The sequence below is a fragment of the Bacillus cereus group sp. RP32 genome, from assembly GCF_040459735.1.
Classification (GTDB): domain Bacteria; phylum Bacillota; class Bacilli; order Bacillales; family Bacillaceae_G; genus Bacillus_A; species Bacillus_A wiedmannii.
Genome location: NZ_JARVHO010000001.1, coordinates 2,435,010 through 2,455,386 on the forward strand (window position 1 = coordinate 2,435,010; position 20,377 = coordinate 2,455,386).

Sequence of the window (20,377 nt, forward strand, 5' to 3'; positions counted from 1 at the left end):
GAACGTGTTTATAAATGAAAACACGTTCTTTTTTTATTTCCATACATAATTTTTTCTCATCTGGTCGCCAAATTTTGAAAGTAAGTATTTCGTAAGGAATGGATAAGAAAAAAGAGAGTTTTATCATTTAGGATGAAAGTATAACTTGAATCAATACGATATGAATAGAGGAGAGAAGATTATGAAAAAATGTAATTCAATTAAGTTAGCAAGTTTGACAGTTTTATTAGCGGGTACTACTATATTCGCACCTGGTTTTACTTTGAAGGCAGATTCAGCTCAAAATATTTCTAGTCCATCACAAGTGCATGATCAAAAGAATCGAAATAGTTTGAAACGAGTAATGGAGGAAACAGTACAGCTTGGCGCTACAGGGATACTAGCTAAGGCGTATAATAACGGAAAAACTAGTAGTTACACTGCTGGCGTTGCAGATTTAAGTACAAAGAAACCGATGAAATCGGACTATCGCTTTCGGATTGGTAGTGTGACGAAGACTTTTACTGCTACGACTGTTCTTCAATTAGTAGGTGAAAATCGTTTGCAACTTGACGATTCAATTGAAAAGTGGCTGCCAGGCCTCATTCAAGGAAATGGGTATGATGGCAATCAAATTACGATACGTCAACTTTTGAATCATACGAGTGGTATAGCTGAATACTTAAAATCAAAAGACGCTGACATAATGAATTCGAAGAAAACGTATGTAGCAGAAGAAATAGTAAAGATAGGACTCGCTCTACCTCCAGATTTTTCGCCAGGTAAAGGTTGGTCGTATTCAAACACAGGATACGTAATACTAGGAATGCTAATTGAAAAAATAACTGGTAATGGTTACGCAGAAGAAATCGAAAAGCGAATTATTGAGCCTTTGGATCTATCAAATACGTTTTTACCAGGTAATTCACCCGTCATCCCAGGAAAGAATCATGCTCGGGGATATGTGAAAATTGACGGGGAAAGTGAGTTGAAAGACATGACTGATTATAATCCAAGTTTAGCTAATGCAGCTGGAGATATGATTTCTAATGCGGACGATTTAAATAAGTTCTTTGCATCTTTACTCGGTGGTAAGTTACTAAAGCAACACGAGCTAAAAGAAATGCTTACTACAGTTCCTGTAGAAGGAAAAGAGGTTGGTGACGGATATGGTCTTGGAATCTATGAAACTAAACTTCCTAACGGTGTATCAGTTTGGGGGCACGGAGGAGGAATTCCTGGATTTACAACTTTTGCTGGTGGAGTAATTGGAGGCAAACATACATTGGCTATCAGTGTTAACTCTATAGGTGGGATCGATATTGTTCCACAATTTAATAAAATGATGCAAATTGAATTTAAGAAATAGATGAAAAGAAAGCGAATGGCATTCTGTTGTATAGGACAGTATTAGCATTCCTAGTATGACATCAAGTGTAATTCAACAATAAAAAAGGATGTCAGTTACACGACATCCTTTTTTATTGTTGTTCAAAGAGGTGTGTTTTTAATTCTGAAAATTGTTATTTTTAAAATCATTCCATATAATGAAGGGTATAGGGGTTATACAGGGGAGTTATGAATGGATAATACTTTAGTTTGTTAATTGTTTTTATTTTAATAAATAAAAGTAAATTGATGTGGAGTGAAATACATTGGGAGAAAATCAGTTTAGATGGAGTAACAAGCAATTAAGAGAACATGTTGAAGTAATAGATGGCAAAAGAAGTCCGCATATTTTATGTAAGAATGCAACTTATTTAAATTCCTATATGCGCGAGTGGGTGCAAGCAAATATTTGGATCTACGATGACCGGATTGTATATGTAGGCGAAAAATTGCCAGCGCAACTGCATGAATGTGAAGTTATTGATTGTGATGGAAAGTATGTAGTTCCAAGTTACATAGAACCGCATGCACATCCATATCAATTATATAATCCTGAAACTTTAGCGAATTATGCGATGCAGTTTGGGACAACGACTTTTATTAATGATAATTTAACTTTATTTTTCACATTACAACGTGAAGAAGCATTTCGTTTATTAGATGAATTTGAAAAGATTCCATCAAGTATGTATTGGTGGTGTCGTTTTGATGGACAAACTGAATTGCAAAACGGGGAATCTTTATTTAATCGTGAAGAAATAATAGAGTGGCTTAAGCGTGACGCAGTTCTTCAAGGCGGCGAGCTAACAGCGTGGCCAAAGTTATTACATGGCGATGATGAAATGTTACATTGGGTACAGGAAACGAAACGATTACATAAAAAAGTGGAAGGGCATTTTCCAGGAGCATCTGAAACGACTTTAGCAAAGTTAAAGCTTTTAGGTACAGATTGTGATCATGAAGCGATGACAGGGCAGGAAGCTTTTGCCCGTCTTATGCAAGGTTACACAGTTTCTCTTAGGAATTCTTCAATCCGTCCAGATTTAGAAGTGTTACTGAAAGAATTGTTGGAACTAGGAGTAAAGCAGTTTGATAGATTTATTCTTACTACAGACGGCTCACATCCTTCGTTTTATGAAAATGGAATGACAAACGTAATGATAGCTACCGCGATAAAACAAGGAGTGCCAATAATAGATGCTTATCATATGGCAAGTTATAATATCGCTCGTTATTATAATATGGAACATCTACATGGTTCAATTGCGACAGGTAGAATTGCTAATATTAATATTTTGGAAAGTAAAGAAAACCCAGTTCCAATAAGCGTAATTGCAAAAGGGAGATGGGTGAAGCTTGACGGAATAAACAAAAATGAATCATTACAAATAGACTGGAGTAAATTCAAAGTAACTCCATTATTATTAGACTGGTCCATAGAAAAAGAGGATATGATTTTTTCTCATAAAATGGGTATACATTTATTGAATAACGTTATAACTAAACCATACACGAGTGAAATTGATTTAAACTGTGATGAACTTTCTCTAGATCATGATGAGTGTTTTCTTATGATGATTGCTCGTGATGGTACTTGGCGAGTGAATACAGTTGTAAAGGGGTTTGCGAAAGAACTAGGTGGTCTTGCTAGCTCTTATTCTGGTACCGGTGACATCATTCTTATTGGGAAGAATAAAGAAGATATGCTTACAGCTTTTCATAGAGTGAAAGAGATTGGCGGGGGAATGGTAATAGCTGAAAAGAATGAAGTATTACATGAAATCGCATTACCATTGCTCGGGATTATGTCTAATTTGAAAATGAATAAATTAATACAGGAAGAGAAACAGATGGTGAAACTACTCCAAGAGCGTGGTTACGCGTATGACGATCCGGCATTTACCATTTTATTTTTTTCTGCGACACACTTGCCTTTTATACGTATAACGCCTATAGGGCTATATGATGTGAAAAATAGTAAGGTAATGGCTTCACCGGTGAATTTGATAAAGAAATGTTAATATGAAAGGCTCTATAAAAGTCCAATTTATAGGGCCTTTTACATTGTTAGCATAAGAATATTGTGAGCCTCAAATAATATAGTATCTAAATTACTTGAGGTGAAACGTAAGTATGAAAAAAATATTGTATATTTTAAGTGTATTTATATTATGTGTATCTATTCAACAAGTTGTACATTCTCAAACAGATGCACCAGAGCTATCTTCTGATTGTCTTGAAAAAAGGAAAATTCGAGATGATAAGCATGTGAAGAATATAATAAGTGATATTAAATCCACATTTAATTTAAATATTGATGAACATAGTTTTTGGGAAGTTAGTAAAAGAAATTTGGAGGCTGCCCATTTGATGTATGGTGGAAGGGAAAATGATTCTTATTATAATTCGCTAACTAAAATTTATGATAGTGGTGGATTTAGTGAGCAGCCTGGCTTATTTGTGAGTGCGCAAGAAGCATTTTTACTTTATAAAGAAAAAGATAATATTAATGTAATGAAACGCCTAAAACTAGACATTGAAAAAGGGGAATGGATCGTTATAGAAACAAAAAAGAAGAAAGGGAAAAAAGTGAAATTCAAGCCGTTGCAATGTGAAAAAGATTATTTGAAAAAGAGAAATGAGTACCATAATGTAAAATGAAATAACGAAAATCTTACAGGAGACTCTATCTTTAATAATTTATAAACGAGACAATAGATTTTATTAGTAATTTTTCTATAAAAAACGTCATTTTAAACATTAAAATGACGTTTTTTATATGCTTAAATCTTTTGCAACGCACTCTCAATCTTTGCGGCTAAATCAGCAGACACTTTATGAAAATACCCTAAAACGATCTTTCTAATATCATCGGAGATAACTTTCATATCACTAGCTAAGTTTTTAGCAAGATGTTCTTTTTCTATCGGTTTTAACTTCGCATAAAATTCACTAGGTTGCGTAAAGTCATCGTGTTTCGTTATAGAAGTTCTTTCAAGTTTACCTTCAACGTATCTTCCGTCACCACTCGTTATTTGATTAGCAGGCGTCCAATTTTGCTGTTTGTTAATCGCCAATTTGCGAAATTCGGAACCAATTCTTCTTCTTTGAGAATCACTGTAAATGTTAGCACGCCCTTGCAGCATTTTATCATCTGATAGTTCTGCACCGTCTAGTAAATTAGAAGGGGAGAAGGCGATTTTTTCTACTTGCTCCATATAATTTTTAGGATTTTTATTTAATACCATTTTGCCTACTGGTATAAGAGGATACTTCTTTTCATCCCATACTTTTGTATCATCTAAAGGGTCATAAGAAAGGTGTGCTTCATCTTTCGGATCCATGAGCTGGACATATAAACCGTATTCTACTGGTTTACCATTTGCAATTGCATCATATAAATCTTTCCCGCTATAATCAGGGTTTTCAGCAGCCAGTTTATTCGCTTCCTCACTAGTAATGTATTGTACACCTTCAAAGGGGTACCAATGATACTTTACATACTTTCGATTACCTTCTGCATTTCTCCATACATATGTATTAACACTATGTCCTGGGATGTGGCGAAGACTTTTGGCCGTACCAGCATCAGAATATAAATGGACAACGAAATGAATGGATTCAGGTGCTCTAGCGACAAAGCTCCAAAATCTATTAGGGTCTATTAAGTTATTTATAGGTGAAGGTAACAATGCTTGAATCGTTTCAGGGAAACGCATCGGATCACGAACGGAAAAGACAGGGATGTGATTACATAAAAGATCGAAAATGCCTTCTTCTGTATAAAACTTTGTAGAAAAACCGCGTACATTTCTAGAAGTGTCAGGTGTTCCTTTCGTACTAACGGCTAATGAAAATCGCACCGTAACAGGAACTCTCGCATTAGAATTTTGTAAAAAACGTAGTTTAGTATGTTCAGACATTGGATAGATCGTTTGAAAATAACCGAACGCACCAAATCCTTTTACATGAACAGGCCTTTCTAAAATTTTTTCGTGAATAAATTCTTGTAACGTCTCATGAAGTACACTATCTTGCTCTAGAACAGGCCCACGTGAACCAACTGTTTGTGAGTGAAGTATAGCTTGTTCATTACGTTCTCCATTTTCATTAAATCCTTTTCCTAGTAAAGATTGCCCCTGTTTATTATAGTTTTCATCCATCGATATAGCCTCCAAATCTTTTTTGTCCATTGTTACTAAATATGATTTTATACCTTTGATTATGTATGACATGCAAAGGAGCAACAGACCGCTAGATGAAAAAAATGCACATGTAGTGGACCTGTTGAAATAGAAGAAATTATGGAAAAATGAATATCGTGAAGAAAATTACTATTAAAATTTTAATCTTAAAAATGAATTTATACATGACTTTATAGAGAATGAACAGAAATAAACAGGGAAAATAATTAGGAGGAATTTAAAATGTCGGATTGGTTTCAATTAGATAAAGAATATATGATGCCTACTTACTGTCGTACGAAGATTGCGATAGAAAGAGGAGAAGGGTGCAAGCTTTATGATGTGGATGGTAAAGAGTATGTAGACTTATTTTCTGGTGTCGGAGTGAACGTATTAGGATATAATCACCCGAAAATCGTGCAAACGACAATGGAGCAAGTTACGAAATCGTTGCATCTTCCATTTCATTTTTTAAATCCAGTTGCGATTGAGTATGCAAAGAAATTAGTTGATTGCTCTTTAAAAAACGGAAAGGTCTTTTTTACAAACTCTGGTACGGAAGCGACAGAAACGACATTAAAATTAATTGATAAATATAGAGCTAATACGGGTGTAGAACGTGAAGGAATCGTAGTGCTGAAAAATAGTTTCCACGGACGTACGTTAGGAGCACTTCATTTTACGAGACAAGAAAGTGTATATCAAAATTTCCCTAAAACATCGATTCCAGTATATGAAGTAGAGCGCGAGAATATAGAGCAATTAGAAGAAATAATCGTTAAAGAAAATCCAATTGCGATTATGCTAGAGCCTGTATTAGGTAGCGGGGGGATATACCCTTTATCAAGTGAATATTTATATGGTGTTCAAAACTTATGTGATAAATATAATGTCATTCTTATCGTTGATGAAGTTCAAAGTGGAATGGGGAGAACTGGTAAACTATTTGCTTATCAAAATTTCAATATTACACCGGATATTATTCAAATTGGTAAGGGAGCAGGAGGCGGGATACCGCTAGGTGGAATCATTGTTGGTGAGAAGTTATGTGATGTATTTGCACCTGGAGATCACGGAACAACATTTGCTCATTCATCTATGGGAACAGCTTTAGGGTTAACGATATTAAACACATTGATTGAAGATGGTTTAATGCAAGAAGCGTATGAAACGTCACTATATTTAAATGATAAATTGCAAGAAATTCAGAAAGAAAATTCTTATTATATTCAGGAAGTACGTCATGCTGGTATGATGTTTGGAATTAGTATGAATGATACGAATGAAAATGTGAAGAAATTACAGGTAGAGCTAATGAAGAAAGGGATGTTAGTTGATGTTACACAAGGGAACATCATCCGTTTACTTCCTCCATATATAATTACAAAAGAAGAAATTGATACATTTATTACTCAATTTATTACTTGTATGGATAAAGTTGCTGCTGTAGTAAGTGCTTAAAAATGAAAAGCTATATTTAATATAAAGTGCACTCTAATTGTTAGAAATAGTTTTACAATTGGGGTGCATTTTTTATAGTTGAATTTTGTAAAATACAGTTTTTGGTAAATGATAACGGAAAAAATAGAAGGAATTTCATTATATTTGATACATTATTGAATGATATTTGAGTGGTGAAGAGAAGGGAAAGTAAGTATAAAGATAGTAGATAAAGCGGATGGTATAAATAACTAATGATAGAACGTTTTGAAAATAATAGCATACGAATATATATATGATAAGAATGAGGTGATATATTGGAAAATAATGATATTCAATTTACTTCTTTACAAATGCGAACTGATAGATTTGGTTGGGCTGGTATTCAATATACAAATAAAAAGCAAGCCATCTTATATACTCGAAACGGAGGAGTAGAATGGGATGTTGTTAATCCTCTAAATTCAATTGTATTATTTGCATATCCAATAAACGCTCGAAGCTCTTGGGCATATGGTTTAACAAAAACGAATGACGATCTATTGCCAGCTATATTTTATACAGTTAATAGAGGGGAAAGATGGAGTGAGTTTATTTTACCGGTTGAAGAAGATTGGGAGAAATCGACTGATGTTCAAGTGCAATTGCATGCTACGAATATGGATAGTATATGGATTGTATTATCTAGAAAGCTTGCATCAAATAAATTTGAACATAATTTATACTATTTGAAAACAAAAGGAAAAGTATGGAAATTAATAAAAAATATAAGTATTAGTGATAGTATTTCAGGGATAACATTTATAAACGATTTAGTCGGATTTATTTCATTACAAAAACATTATGAAACATCAACGGTATTTAAAACAATAAATGGTGGGGAAAGTTGGCAAGCTATAAAAGATATTCCAAGTTTTGAAGGAATTAATAATGGGACTGCTATGGCTTATAAAGCAATCTATAAAAATAACCTATTAGTAATACCAACTAAAATGAATGATGATATATTTTTGATGAATTACTCATTTGATAAGGGCAATTCGTGGCATATTTCAAATAAAACAATAAATACTAGTAAAGTGGCTGTTTCTTTTTTTAGTTCCTATTATGGCTGGGTTATAAATAGTGAAAATGGAAGTGTATATCAAATAATAAAAAAAGGATCAAAATGGATAAAAGTATCAAGTAATCCATTATTAAAAAATGTATTTTGTTTGCATTTTTTTAATCGGCGTAAAGGTTGGGCGTGTAATAAAAAAGAAATATTTACTACAACAGATCGCGGTATAACATGGAAAAAGGTAGTATATAAAATTAATAATATTGATAAATTTGTTTAATAGAGTCCTAAAGAAATTAGGGCTTTTTTTGTGCTTTTTTATGGTGAGAGTTGTAACAAACAATGATAAGAGGAAGGAGGTAAGTGCAGAACTTATATTTTCAAAAATAGACGGTTGTTTTTACACAGTATAATTCACTTTTGAATATGTTAATAAAGTAGCAAATTCATAGGAAATGGTAATACTTAATATTTTATGTCACATGATGTGTAAAGGGGGCGTGTAATGAAATCGTTAACGGTTATTATTTTGTATAGTGAAAGAGAGCAAATATTAGAAGAGTCAATTCAATCTATATGGAAGCTAAATCCTCTTGAAATTATAATTTTAGTTCCTAACGATAGAAGTAATTTTTATGAAATAGCAAAGAAACATAAATGCCATATTGTTTTGATGGATAAATATAGTACGTATTATGATGGGTATGAAGCTTCTGTAAAGGTAGCAAAAGGAGATGTATTGTTATTTGTAGATAGTAATTCTTTATTATCTTCAAATGAAATGAAGAATTTTATTGAGCCAGTCATTACAAATCAGGCTGATGTAGTATTAAACAAAATAGATAAATTTATAGAAGTTGGTAAATGTCCAAATATGGATATTGTTTGGAGAAAAATGTTAAATGAAATTTTATGTCGACCAGATTTAAAAAGCAATTCAATATTTTCATTACCATATGCACTTAAGAAAGAAGTAGTGGTAAATATCGGCTTTGATTATATAAAAGATATCGTTCTAGCTCATATGAACATAGTGAATCAAGGCTGGCGGATTAGCGATCAATATGCAATAAAAACGTTATCTAGAGATGAGACGTTACAGGAAGAAGGGTATTTAGTTAAAAAAGAATTATCAGAAAATGAAAAAGAGAAAGTGGAAAAATATTTAATCGGAATTTCTAAATGGATAGAGAAAAAGGGAAGAAGAGTAGGGTTTACGGATGCAGGAAAAAGAAGAGATATTATTCAAAGATTAGGTGAGAGCAAGCAGTATCCTTCGTATCATCGAGGTTGGGGAATGCATTCTTCAATTTATGACGGGAAACAACTATCTGTCATTATACCAGTGCAAAATGAAGAAGAGACTATAGAACAAGTAATACTTGAAGCAAGAAAAATAGAACCGCTAGAAATAATTGTCGTTGTAAATGGTTCGACAGATCACACGGCCAGTATCGCTAAAAGACTTGGTGCTACTATTATTGAATATAACGAACGACTTGGTCATAATGTTGGACGTGCTATTGGGGCGCTTGAAGCTACAGGAGATATTCTCTTATTTATTGATGGTGATTTTAGTGTTTCAGGAAGTGATTTGCATCACTTTACAAAAGCAGTTTCAGATGGCGTTGACATAGCATTAAATGATTTGAATCCGATGTTACATCCGCCGTTTTATGTTGTAGACATCGTAAAATATATGCTTAATTTAGCATGTAATCGTCCACAATTAAGTAATGGCTCATTAGTAGCAATTCCACATGCTATGAGTAGATCATGCTTAAATGCAATAGGCTGGGAAAGTTTACTATGCCCTAGTCTTGCACAAGTAAAAGCTATATTACAAGGGTATAGAGTAGAATGTGTACATTATGTTGATGTTGTAAAACCGAATAGAATTCGTTTAATGGAGAATGTAAGTCATAATGGACATCCTCCAGCAGTATTAAGGATAATTGGTGATCACGTTGAAGCTCTCTCTTACTTAATAGAACATCTCGAAATGGATGGAAAGGGTGATTAAACTGTTAGACCAGTACAAAAAAATTAACATTTCATATGAAGAATTATGGCAAATGGATTTTCAAACTACGGAACCATTTATACTCAAGGTTGATTGGGATAAAGTAACGTATGAATTTTTAATTCGTATTAAGCCGGGTGCTTCTAACACTATTGTTTTTGGATCCGGAGCAGGTGGATTTCAAGAACAGCCAATTGGTCCACCTATTTTTCATAGACATTCTTGGATGGAAGAATTTGAAGATACTGTTATATATTATAATGATCCTACATTATATCTTGGAAAATTATCTTTAGGTTGGGGACAAGGGGAGGTAGATAGATTTTACTTACAAGATATAGCAAATATTTTAGAAATATTATTTACAAAGTTAAAAATTGATTCGAAAAATGTGTTGTTTTATGGCAGTTCCGGGGGAGGGTTTATGTCTTTAATTTTAGCTGGATTCGTTAAGGGCTCCACAGTTTTAATTAATAATCCTCAAACAAATTTATTAAAATGGATACCTGTACCAATAAATCTAGTTTTCGATTTGTCTTATCCAGGTTTATCAAGAGAAGAAGTTGAGGAGAAATTTGGCGAAAGAATTAATGTTGTGAAATTTTTTAATCACATTAAATATGTACCGAATATTTATTTTTTGCAAAATTTCGCGTGTGAATTTGATGTGCAAAATCATTTAATACCATTCATTTCTGAATTAGAACAACTGGATAAAGATACAGAAGTAAATCAAATTGTAATAGACTTATATTTCGATAAAAAAGCAGGGCATGCAGCTGTAGGTAAGAGTGAAACAATTGAATATATAAAAAAAGTAAAGCCTAATCAGACTGTAAAAAAAGAACAAAAAGAAGTGACACTGTCAGTCGTTATAGTTTTAGGAGAAGAAAAATCGAAATTGAATCAAATTTTAAACAAAGTGCACCATATAAAACCATTAGAAATTATCATTGTAGCTGATGATAGAATGAGTGCGATACAATCCATACCTACATTTGTTGAGAGTAACGTTGTTGTTATTGAAGAGAAAAATAAATGGAAAGCACCAGTTCATGGGGCGAAAATCGCTAATGGAGATGTAATTTTATTTTTAAATGGAGAAGATGTTATTTTTTCGGTAGAATTAGAACGATTTATAGAACCACTACTGAAAAAGGAACAGGATGTAATCTTGAATAACATAGACTCCGTATGTTTTGAAAAGATGAGAGTAGAATGGCCAAGTATTGCTATGGTGTATAGAAAAATAGTAAATGATGTATTGGGGCGTATGGATTTAAAATATGATTCGATGTTATCTATGCCATATGCTATTACTAAAAAAGCAATTGAAGACATTGGGTATGACACCTTGCAAAATCCAGTTCTTTCCCAAATCACCCTTATTGAGAAAGGGTGGCGACTACAATCCTCGCCAGCCATCACTAACACCTCTTTGAATAATATAACCGCAAAAAAAACCTCTTTCTATAAAAATCAATTAACTAAATTAGAAGTATGTGAGATTAAAGAGAACATAAAAGCTTTGGAAAGTTGGTTACAACGAAAAAATGCTAGAGGTAACTATACAGATGGAAGAAGAAAAAGAGAAATTATAGAGCAACTAAACAAACAAAAGAATTATTCAAGTTTTCATAAAGGATGGGGTATGAATTCATCGATTTATAATGGGAAACAGTTATCAATTATTATACCAGCACAAAATGAAGAAGCGACGATTAAAGAAGTTATTCTTGAGGCAAGAAAAATTGAACCGAAAGAAATAATTGTTGTAATTAATGGGTCAACAGATCAGACAGAAGTAATCGCTAAGCAATTAGGGGCAACGGTAATTGTTTATCGAGAAACATTAGGGCATGATGTAGGACGGGCAATTGGTGCACAAGAAGCCACAGGGGATATACTTCTCTTTATTGATGCTGATTTTGCTATTCCAGCAAAAGATCTTCATCCGTTAACACAGGCTGTTACGGATGGTGTTGATATTGCTTTAAACGATTTAAATTTAAATCTTAGATTTCCTCTATATATTGTAAATTTATATAAATATATGTTGAATATTGCTTGTAACCGTAAAGATTTAGGAGTGGGATCTACAATTGCTGTTCCCCATGCTATTAGTAGAAAATGTTTAGAGGGAATCGGCTGGGATACTCTTCATACATCGTGTGTTGCGCAAGTAAAGGCAATATTAGAAGGATATAAAGTCGAATGCGTTCATTTTGTAGATGTAATGAAACCAAATCGTATTCGTCCAAATGAACACTTTGCAACAGTAGGACATCCACCAGCTGTATTGAGAATTACCGGCGATCATTTAGAAGGACTTTCCTATTTATTAAAGCGTAGGGATTTTAAAGACTTATTTTAATTTGGAAGCTACTTTACTAATAAGCGTGGAATAGTAACGGATAGAGTATGAGTTGAGTATTAGAATGAAAATAAAATTAAAAAAATTACTCTTTTGGTTCAGGTGTAAGTGAAAAGGTAATTGAAAAGTAAAAACTTCTTCAAATACATGAAGAGGTTTTTACTTTTTTTATTTCAATTTATTTTAAGTATATAAAGTAAAGAGTAAATAAAGCAGTAACGATATTTTTATTTTTATATAAATTAATATTAGATACAAGAAAGGAGGAAATACTTTGTCTTGCATCAATAAAAGTTGTTTTAATATTTGTTTAGAAACTAAAGTCAATCCAAATGGTGGCGCAGAAATATTCGTAAGGTGCAATGATGAATGTTCATCTAATTTTAATGCAATACCATTTACCGCATGTATTTCTATTTCAGTAAAAGATGATTTGAGTTTCTTAGTTGATTTAGATAGTTTAATCAAACGTTAATTTCCTATTAAACGAATAGTAAAATAGCATCTAATTTATAAAATTTAGTACGAGAGTCGTGTCCGAATTTGATTAACTGCATATATTGTTAAAAGAAAGGAGGGAGAGTTATGGCATGTATTACGAATAATGTTTGTTTAGATGTATGTCTTAAAATTACAATTACCCCTGGTAGTGGAATTGATGCAGTAGTAGATTGTGGGGGCGAATGTGGGACAAGTCCTACAATTATAATTAATCCTAGTGGATCAATTGTTATTACTTTACCATTAGTTGCATGTTTCTCAATTACACTAAATGATGATTTAAGTGTTGAATCTTCATTAACAAGCCTCTCTTTTCAAACTTCTTAAATTGAAAATACAGAAATAAAAAGCCTGCCTTCTACTTTTCTTTTGAACTGATGTAAAGATAAAAAAGATGGTTACAAACCATCTTTTTTATGCTGTCATATATTTGAAATCTAATAATATATTATTAGATAGATAGGATGTATAATTAAAAGCACTTTTCACCTCATTTTTTGTTCGATCAGGTAAGAAATTGCTTCTATATGATCACCAATGATTTGTTGTGTTGCTAATGAAAGGGAACCTTCCTCAGAGAAGTGTTTTTCAGGTCGAACACGATTCAATTTATCAACGTCGACAGAATGGACATTTTGCACATGAAAGCCTGCTAAAATTGTTTTAACTTGACTTAAGGTTGGTGAAAGAAGGGAATCAAACCCAATTGTATGAATGCATTTTCGACTAAAAGCATGAGGGACAGCAATTGTGGATCCCATACCTAAATCTTTCCGATTACATGCTAAGTTAATAGCATATTTACATGCGGTGACGATAGAATACGGTAGACGATACATATAGTAGTACTCTAGTTTATTTAAAGCTAAGTCCGTGCCATTTTGAATAGATTGTACAAATGGTAATAAATCATAACTAGAAATTAAGAAATCTCCATCTGTAAATAATAATATATCGCCTTTTGCAAAATAGGCACCAACTGCACGTCCCGTATCATTTCCAAGTGCTTCTTCGTAACTAATAACTGTTGCACCGCACTCCTTTGCCAATTCCTCTGTTTTATCTGTTGATCCATTAACAATAACGATAATTTCAAAAGGTTTTAATTTCTGCACCTCAAAAATGACAGATTCTATCGTTTTTTCTTCATTTTGAACAGGGATGATAACTGATAATTGTTTATCTCCATAAGTATTCGAATAAAACTCTTTACCTGTAATTATTTTTGGAATGGATTTTTGTTCTCCGTTTTGAAGCCCTAAAATAATATCCCGCTTTCGATTATTATCGGTATAGTTTCCTCTTGGATCTTGCATTTTACTTATCCAATTTGCAATGGCTTCAAGATGATAATGAATGAGTTGAGTTGAAGGAAAAGAGGGAACTTGAGGGATAGAAATGTTTAATTGATCGCAAATCCGAAATTTATGTTCAATAATTTTCATTTGTGCCAATATTGGATTTGATAAACTATCTGGAGTAATTACCTCAAGCAATTCTTTTGTCATTGCATAGGGAGGAAATAATAAGGAGTTAACATGTAAATCTGGACGATGAAAAAAATGATTCGTAACTTGCTGCCAAATTATTGCTAAATTGGGCTGTTGTTTTTGATAAAAAAAATCATCTAAATTATTTAATACGACGTCAGCAGATCCATTTAGTAATGGTTGAAGAAATTGTATAAGTAAGGAGGGGGGAACCATGTAATTTTCATCTAAAAATAAGAGGTACTGCCCCTTTGCTTTTTTTGCGCCAATTACATAACAATTAGTAGGTTCTATCGGTTCTTCTAGTGTAATAATTTCACAATTGTAGGAATCTGCACTCTCAATTGAATTCTGGATATATCCGTTAATAGTAAGGATAATTTCTAAAGGCTGTAGTTGTTCACATGCTTCCAAAATTCCAGGTAAATTTTTTATTTTATGTTGTATGGGGATAATAATAGAAATTGAATTTTTACACATAAGCGGTCTCCTTTTTAATCAGAGGTAGTTGTTAATAAGATTAGATAAAAGAGGAGATATATTTTCTTCTTGTTATAAGCATAACAATCATTTAGTTTTATCAGACTCACAATTTTCTTTACTTGTTTTAGAACCTTTATTTATTCCAGAAGCGAGTAAATTATTGAGAACGCTAAGGTCTAATTGCAGAGGGATGGAGTTTTCGGATGGAATTTTCTCATTTTCTTTTTTTATAGTTAATATAGTCTTTATATTTTTAATTTCTTTATATTGTTTTAAGGTAATGAAAAATCCAGAAATAATTAAGAGAAAAGAAACAGTAGTAAGTGAAAGTATTATTTCCAACATAAAATAGCCTCCTTTAAAACTATAATAATATTATAGTTGAATGTAATAAAACAGAATTCGAGCTAATGAGTTCACTTTTTAAATATATGCAAATCTTTAGTAAAAGTTACTGGTTTCTAAGTTAGAGGAAGCAATTATAGAAACGTTATAAATATAAATAAATGAAAGGTTCATTTGTAGTGTAAAGGTATATATTATATAGCCTAAACTTCATTTTATAAAAAGTTAAATAGGGTGTAAATTTATACAAAAAGAGCATTTAATTGGACAAATAATTAATTATGTGAAATAATAATAACAGACAAGGAGACGTTGATTTTCCTTAAGTGCTTCGAATTAATTTTATTCAATAAGAGAAGGTGTGCTTAAAGAAGTTAAATTAAAAAAGGAGCTGATTTATTATATGCAACAAAATAATGATTTAAATTTTGAACCTCAAGACGTTAATATTGTCAATCCTAAACAAGCCAGGAAAGCAGTAGTTGCTACTGGTATAGGGAATGCAATGGAGTGGTTTGACTTCGGATTATACGCGTATTTAGCGGTTATTTTAAGTCAATTATTCTTCTCAGGTGTTGATAATAGTGGATTGCAACTTGTACTTACATTTGGTACATTTGCAGCAGCCTTTCTCGTTCGACCAATCGGAGGTGTATTCTTTGGTAGAATAGGAGATAAGTACGGCCGAAAAATCGTGTTAAGTACTACTATTATTTTAATGGCACTTTCTACATTATTCATCGCATTACTACCAACCTATGAACAAATTGGTGTATGGGCACCAATACTACTTTTAGTTGCTCGAATGATTCAAGGCTTCTCTACAGGCGGCGAATATTCAGGAGCAATGGTTTATATCGCAGAATCTTCTCCAGATAAAAAGCGTGGTATACTCGGTAGTGGTCTTGAAATTGGAACACTCTCAGGTTACATTGCTGCATCGGTAATTGTTACCATTTTGACGTTATTGTTAACAGATGAGCAAATGCTCAGCTGGGGCTGGCGTATTCCTTTCTTAGTAGCTGCACCAATTGGTTTGGTCGGTTTATATTTACGCCGTCATTTAGATGAATCTCCCATCTTTGAAGAGATGGAAAAAGCACAAGGGGAATCTGAAGACAACGAACAATTTTCATTTATGGATATATTAAAATATCACAAAAAAGACTTCTTATTAAGCACAGTAATTGTTGCCTTCTTTAACATTACAAACTATATGATTCTTTCGTATATTCCTTCTTATCTAACTCAAGTATTAAAAGTCAAAGAAACAACTGGCTTATTAATTATTTCTATTACGATGGCACTTATGATTCCACTGGCACTTTATTTCGGTAAATTAAGTGATAAAATTGGTAATAAACGTGTTGTGCAAATTGGTTTACTTGGTTTAACAGTATTTGCAATTCCAGCATTTTTACTAATAGGTAACGGACATATTGCTGCTATATTTGCAGGTATTTTCGTATTAGGATTCTTCCTAAGTGTGTATGAGGGAACATTACCTTCATTATTACCATCACTATTTTTCACCGATGTACGTTATCGAGCACTTTCGATCTCATTTAATATTTCTGTATCTATATTCGGTGGAACAACACCGCTCGTATGTTCATACTTAGTTCATGCAACCGGTAACCCGCTTGCACCGGCATTTTATTTAGCAGGTGTAAGTATTATTGGATTAGTCGTATTTAGTGTATTATTCGTTACAACTTCAGGACGTGCGCTTAAAGGTTCATATCCTACAGTTGAAACGAAAAAGGAAGCACACCTAATCGCTAAAGAAGACCCTGAAGAAACACTTTGGTGGCATGAAGAGTCGTTAGAAATTGAAGCAGGGAAAAACGCTTCAATTTAAAAAGTAATGTAGAAGTATAAAAAGACTCCTATGAAAATAGGAGTCTTTTTTGTTATGTTATCTCTTTCTTTTCTTCAAACTCTTCTGATACAAGTAAAGTTTATGAATCTCTTCCTTAAATTCACGTAAAAGTACAGTGTTTTCCTCATTTGAATAACGCACTGTATTATAAGCATTTACAATAATATGACTCTCAATATTTACATCTTCTTCACTATTTATTCTTTCTAACCATGCTTCAACAGTTTCTCCTCGTTTTCTGTTTAAAGGAGGAGTTAATTTACTCTCCAGCTTAAAAATTTCTTTTCGAATTTCGTTATGTGGTGGTTTGTTTCGTTTAAAATGTTTTAAACTCATTCCTTCTTTGTCAGTGATAATAGTAGATTCGAAGGCAGGCATATTTGGTAAACTTAAATATTTTCGTTTTTTTATTATTTTCCAAACGACGTAAATAGCAATGGTTGTACATACTATTATTGTAATGCTATTTATGAGTGTTGGATCAAAAGCACGCTGTCCAAAGTCATCCTTAATTTGAGGATCCTTTAAATTCCCTTTATTCGACCAAAAATCGTCTGTTTCTTTTGATTCAGCTGCCGAAAATAACGGATTAATGGCGTATCCAAATCCTAAAGCAACTACTTGTACGGCATAAGAAAAAAGAAGCCGAATGTATGGGGAAATAGGAATGAGGAAAGCACTAATTATTCCAATCGTAATAAGAGAAGCGAAACGTAATAACTGCTGATTACGATTAGCCCCAGTTAACCAAAATGTAATCATAATGTGTATTACTAACAGCAACAGTTTCCACAAAGGTGGAAAGGGCGCATAAAATATAGCTGAAACACCAAACCAAACAATAACGCTTAATGATTTTTGAACTGGATATCCTGGTCCGACTACATGTACGATAAAGAAGAAAAGTGGTAACATTATTGTGCCAAATAGAGAGAAAGAGAGAAAGAGAGAACAACCGATTATTTGAGTAAGTAACAGTATGACAAAACCTGTTGTTTTTTTCTTCATTAGTTTATGGATAAGAAATACTCCCATATAGCCTGTTGCTAAAAATATAGCAATACCGATGAGTTCATCTCTTTCCGTTAATAACGAAAGGAGCAGCAGAATAAAGTCATTAACGTGATAAAGCCAAGTTTTCAAGCTTTTCCACCATCCCTTCGTTATTAATAAGAAACGTAGGCTGAGAGAGAAGAGGGAGTTCATTTCTCTGTAAACCAATGTATATCATTGTAGACGATCGTTCTCTTTTTCTCGTTACATAATGAAGAAATCCTTGTTTCGGAAGTAACGTACTATCATCTGAAATACGCGCTAATTCCTCTAAAGATATTCCGTAATGGGTTTGCCCTTCGTTTAATGGTAAGTGCAGAGGACCACCTTCAGCTAATACACTAATAAATAGTTCAAACGGTATTTGATGCTTCGTTGCGTATTGACAAATGTATGTTGCAAATGAAATAAGGTCTTCTATATTATCTTTCCAACCAAACCCGCGATCAGCAGCTAATGAAAGACAAATCGTCCAACTATAATTTTTTACAGGCTCATATTGCTTCGCCTGTAATGATTGCATTTTAGCAGATGCTTTCCAATGAATAGAACGGAAAGACTCACGTTCATATCGTTTAACTCCAATAATAGATGTTTCATCATTGTAAAAAGAAAAATTCGTTCGATAAGATCCGTTTAAAAGTTGCTGTAGTTCTTGTAGGCCTGCTACTTCTTTAGGAGAAGGGTACACAATAATTTCAGTCCTTAATTTATCAAAAATGGGCAAATGCACAGTTAAAAGATGAAAAGGATCTTTCAAGACACATTCGAACTGTTCAATTTGAAACACACCACGTTTCGTTGCGGTTAATGTTAAATCCCGCTTTTGCGCCGAATGAGCAGGTTGTGAAAACGGGAAAGAGAATAGTGTTTTTGATATTTGTTCAATTCCTTGATCATTTTGTGGTAGTAGTGACGGATTTAAATGAAAATAACAAACACCGTTAACGAGTGGTATATTTGCTCCATTTTTTAAATGAATAAAAAACTGCCCAGATTCATTAGGAAAAAGCCGAGTAGTTTGTTTCTCATTTACGACTTCAAATGTTTTCTCTATGTAAGCGACATATTTATAAATGAAAATCGCAAATAAATAATAGAAGAAAAAGAGAAACATAATGATTCGTTGTGGCATAAAAAATGTAAATAGTATAGCGCCTGGGACAGTTAGTTGAATAATATGGAGTTGGAAAAATAAAGGTACAGTTACAACGCGCTGTCCATTCATGTTTGTTCAATCTCCACTGGTACGTCAACCTCTTTTAAAATCCTTTGCATAATTTCATTTTTTGTCGTACGTAATGCACCTTCCATTGATAAGACGATACGGTGATTCCAAACAGAAGGAACTAAAAATTGTATATCTTCTGGCGTGCAATATTCTCTGTCGCGTAAAAAGGCTAGTGCTTGAACTGCGCGTACTAAAGCTAATGTGGCACGCGGGCTTACACCATTGGCGATGTAATCATGATTTCTTGTAGCGTGAGCAAGTTTAATAATGTAATGTTCTAACGGTTCTGATACGAAAATTTCTTTTACTCGTTTCTGTGCTTCTAAAATATCATCTAAAGAAATAACAGATGTGACACTTTCTAGTGGTACATCGTTACGAAAACGTCGCATCATTTGTAGTTCATCCTCTGGAGACGGATACCCAATTGAAATTGTCATTAAAAAACGATCAAGCTGTGCATCTGGTAGAGGGAACGTTCCTTGTGATTCAATTGGATTTTGCGTTGCAATAACAAAGAACGGTTTCGGAAGAGGAGTAGATTGCTTTTCAAGCGTTACTTGTCGTTCTTCCATCGATTCTAATAAACTAGACTGTGTTCTAGGCATAGCGCGATTAATTTCATCGGCAAGCAAAATATTGGTCATGACTGGCCCAAGTCTTAACTCGAATTCACTCGTTTTCGGATTGAAATATTCAATACCTGTTACATCACTCGGAAGTACATCAGGGGTAAATTGAACGCGAGAAAAATTACCACCAATACTTTTAGAAAGAGTTTTTGCAAGTAACGTTTTCCCCGTACCAGGCACATCCTCAAGCAGTACATGTCCATCAGCAAGCAATGAAACGAGTAATAGATCAATAACATTTTCTTTACCGACAAAAACGGATCCTATGTTTTCTTTCAATTTATTTATCATATGTATCATTCCTTTCAAAA

Annotated in this window: 16 protein-coding genes; 10 read left to right on the top strand and 6 right to left on the bottom strand. The window is 33.1% G+C overall.

Annotated elements, in window-relative coordinates; genetic code table 11:
- Window positions 1-181 precede the first annotated feature (181 nt).
- From QCI46_RS12565 to QCI46_RS12575, 3 genes are all read left to right on the top strand, one after another.
- Window positions 182-1,348, top strand: a complete 1,167-nt coding sequence (locus QCI46_RS12565; RefSeq protein WP_353840411.1) for a serine hydrolase domain-containing protein — start codon at window positions 182-184, stop codon at window positions 1,346-1,348.
- A 286-nt stretch (window positions 1,349-1,634) separates the two neighbouring features.
- Window positions 1,635-3,389, top strand: coding sequence for an adenine deaminase C-terminal domain-containing protein (locus tag QCI46_RS12570; RefSeq protein WP_353840412.1), 1,755 nt, complete (start codon window positions 1,635-1,637; stop codon window positions 3,387-3,389).
- Window positions 3,390-3,501: 112 nt separating this feature from the next.
- A complete protein-coding gene (locus QCI46_RS12575; protein WP_088080972.1) occupies window positions 3,502-4,029 on the top strand; it encodes a hypothetical protein in 528 nt (175 codons plus the stop codon).
- A 122-nt stretch (window positions 4,030-4,151) separates the two neighbouring features.
- Here QCI46_RS12575 and QCI46_RS12580 read toward each other — a convergent pair whose 3' ends face one another.
- Entirely contained in the window at window positions 4,152-5,531 is a 1,380-nt protein-coding gene (locus tag QCI46_RS12580) for a catalase (protein ID WP_088080971.1), read from the bottom strand.
- 264 nt (window positions 5,532-5,795) lie between these two features.
- Between QCI46_RS12580 and QCI46_RS12585 the strand changes: the two genes are divergently transcribed.
- The 6 genes from QCI46_RS12585 to QCI46_RS12610 all read left to right on the top strand — a co-directional run bounded on the left by QCI46_RS12585 (window position 5,796) and on the right by QCI46_RS12610 (window position 13,277).
- A complete protein-coding gene (locus tag QCI46_RS12585; RefSeq protein WP_088080970.1) occupies window positions 5,796-7,013 on the top strand; it encodes an aspartate aminotransferase family protein in 1,218 nt (405 codons plus the stop codon).
- 296 nt (window positions 7,014-7,309) lie between these two features.
- Window positions 7,310-8,332 (top strand): hypothetical protein, encoded by a 1,023-nt coding sequence (locus QCI46_RS12590; RefSeq protein ID WP_353840413.1) that lies wholly within the window; start codon window positions 7,310-7,312, stop codon window positions 8,330-8,332.
- Window positions 8,333-8,557: 225 nt separating this feature from the next.
- Window positions 8,558-10,075, top strand: coding sequence for a glycosyltransferase family 2 protein (locus QCI46_RS12595; RefSeq protein ID WP_088092437.1), 1,518 nt, complete (start codon window positions 8,558-8,560; stop codon window positions 10,073-10,075).
- Between the two features lie 52 nt (window positions 10,076-10,127).
- Window positions 10,128-12,449 (top strand): glycosyltransferase, encoded by a 2,322-nt coding sequence (locus tag QCI46_RS12600; protein WP_116892049.1) that lies wholly within the window; start codon window positions 10,128-10,130, stop codon window positions 12,447-12,449.
- Window positions 12,450-12,723: 274 nt separating this feature from the next.
- Window positions 12,724-12,924: a hypothetical protein gene (locus tag QCI46_RS12605; RefSeq protein WP_353840414.1), complete on the top strand. Its 201-nt coding sequence runs from the start codon at window positions 12,724-12,726 to the stop codon at window positions 12,922-12,924.
- A 110-nt stretch (window positions 12,925-13,034) separates the two neighbouring features.
- A complete protein-coding gene (locus QCI46_RS12610) occupies window positions 13,035-13,277 on the top strand; it encodes a hypothetical protein (RefSeq protein ID WP_075307656.1) in 243 nt (80 codons plus the stop codon).
- Between the two features lie 158 nt (window positions 13,278-13,435).
- Here QCI46_RS12610 and QCI46_RS12615 read toward each other — a convergent pair whose 3' ends face one another.
- Window positions 13,436-14,920 carry a glycosyltransferase gene (locus tag QCI46_RS12615; RefSeq protein WP_353840415.1) on the bottom strand — a complete coding sequence of 495 codons (1,485 nt, stop codon included), beginning with the start codon at window positions 14,918-14,920 and terminating at the stop codon, window positions 13,436-13,438.
- Between the two features lie 87 nt (window positions 14,921-15,007).
- The gene (locus QCI46_RS12620; RefSeq protein WP_353840416.1) at window positions 15,008-15,268 is read right to left on the bottom strand and encodes a hypothetical protein; all 261 of its coding nucleotides are present in this window, start codon (window positions 15,266-15,268) and stop codon (window positions 15,008-15,010) included.
- A 403-nt stretch (window positions 15,269-15,671) separates the two neighbouring features.
- Between QCI46_RS12620 and QCI46_RS12625 the strand changes: the two genes are divergently transcribed.
- Window positions 15,672-17,129: an MFS transporter gene (locus QCI46_RS12625; protein ID WP_098115065.1), complete on the top strand. Its 1,458-nt coding sequence runs from the start codon at window positions 15,672-15,674 to the stop codon at window positions 17,127-17,129.
- 57 nt (window positions 17,130-17,186) lie between these two features.
- Here QCI46_RS12625 and QCI46_RS12630 read toward each other — a convergent pair whose 3' ends face one another.
- The 3 genes from QCI46_RS12630 to QCI46_RS12640 are packed head-to-tail and all read right to left on the bottom strand — an operon-like array spanning window position 17,187 to window position 20,357.
- Window positions 17,187-18,293 carry a DUF4018 domain-containing protein gene (locus QCI46_RS12630; protein WP_353840417.1) on the bottom strand — a complete coding sequence of 369 codons (1,107 nt, stop codon included), beginning with the start codon at window positions 18,291-18,293 and terminating at the stop codon, window positions 17,187-17,189.
- Window positions 18,268-19,431 (bottom strand): DUF58 domain-containing protein, encoded by a 1,164-nt coding sequence (locus QCI46_RS12635; protein WP_353840418.1) that lies wholly within the window; start codon window positions 19,429-19,431, stop codon window positions 18,268-18,270. Before QCI46_RS12635 ends, QCI46_RS12630 begins: the two co-directional genes overlap by 26 nt.
- Window positions 19,428-20,357, bottom strand: a complete 930-nt coding sequence (locus QCI46_RS12640) for an AAA family ATPase (RefSeq protein ID WP_353840419.1) — start codon at window positions 20,355-20,357, stop codon at window positions 19,428-19,430. Before QCI46_RS12640 ends, QCI46_RS12635 begins: the two co-directional genes overlap by 4 nt.
- Window positions 20,358-20,377 lie beyond the last annotated feature (20 nt).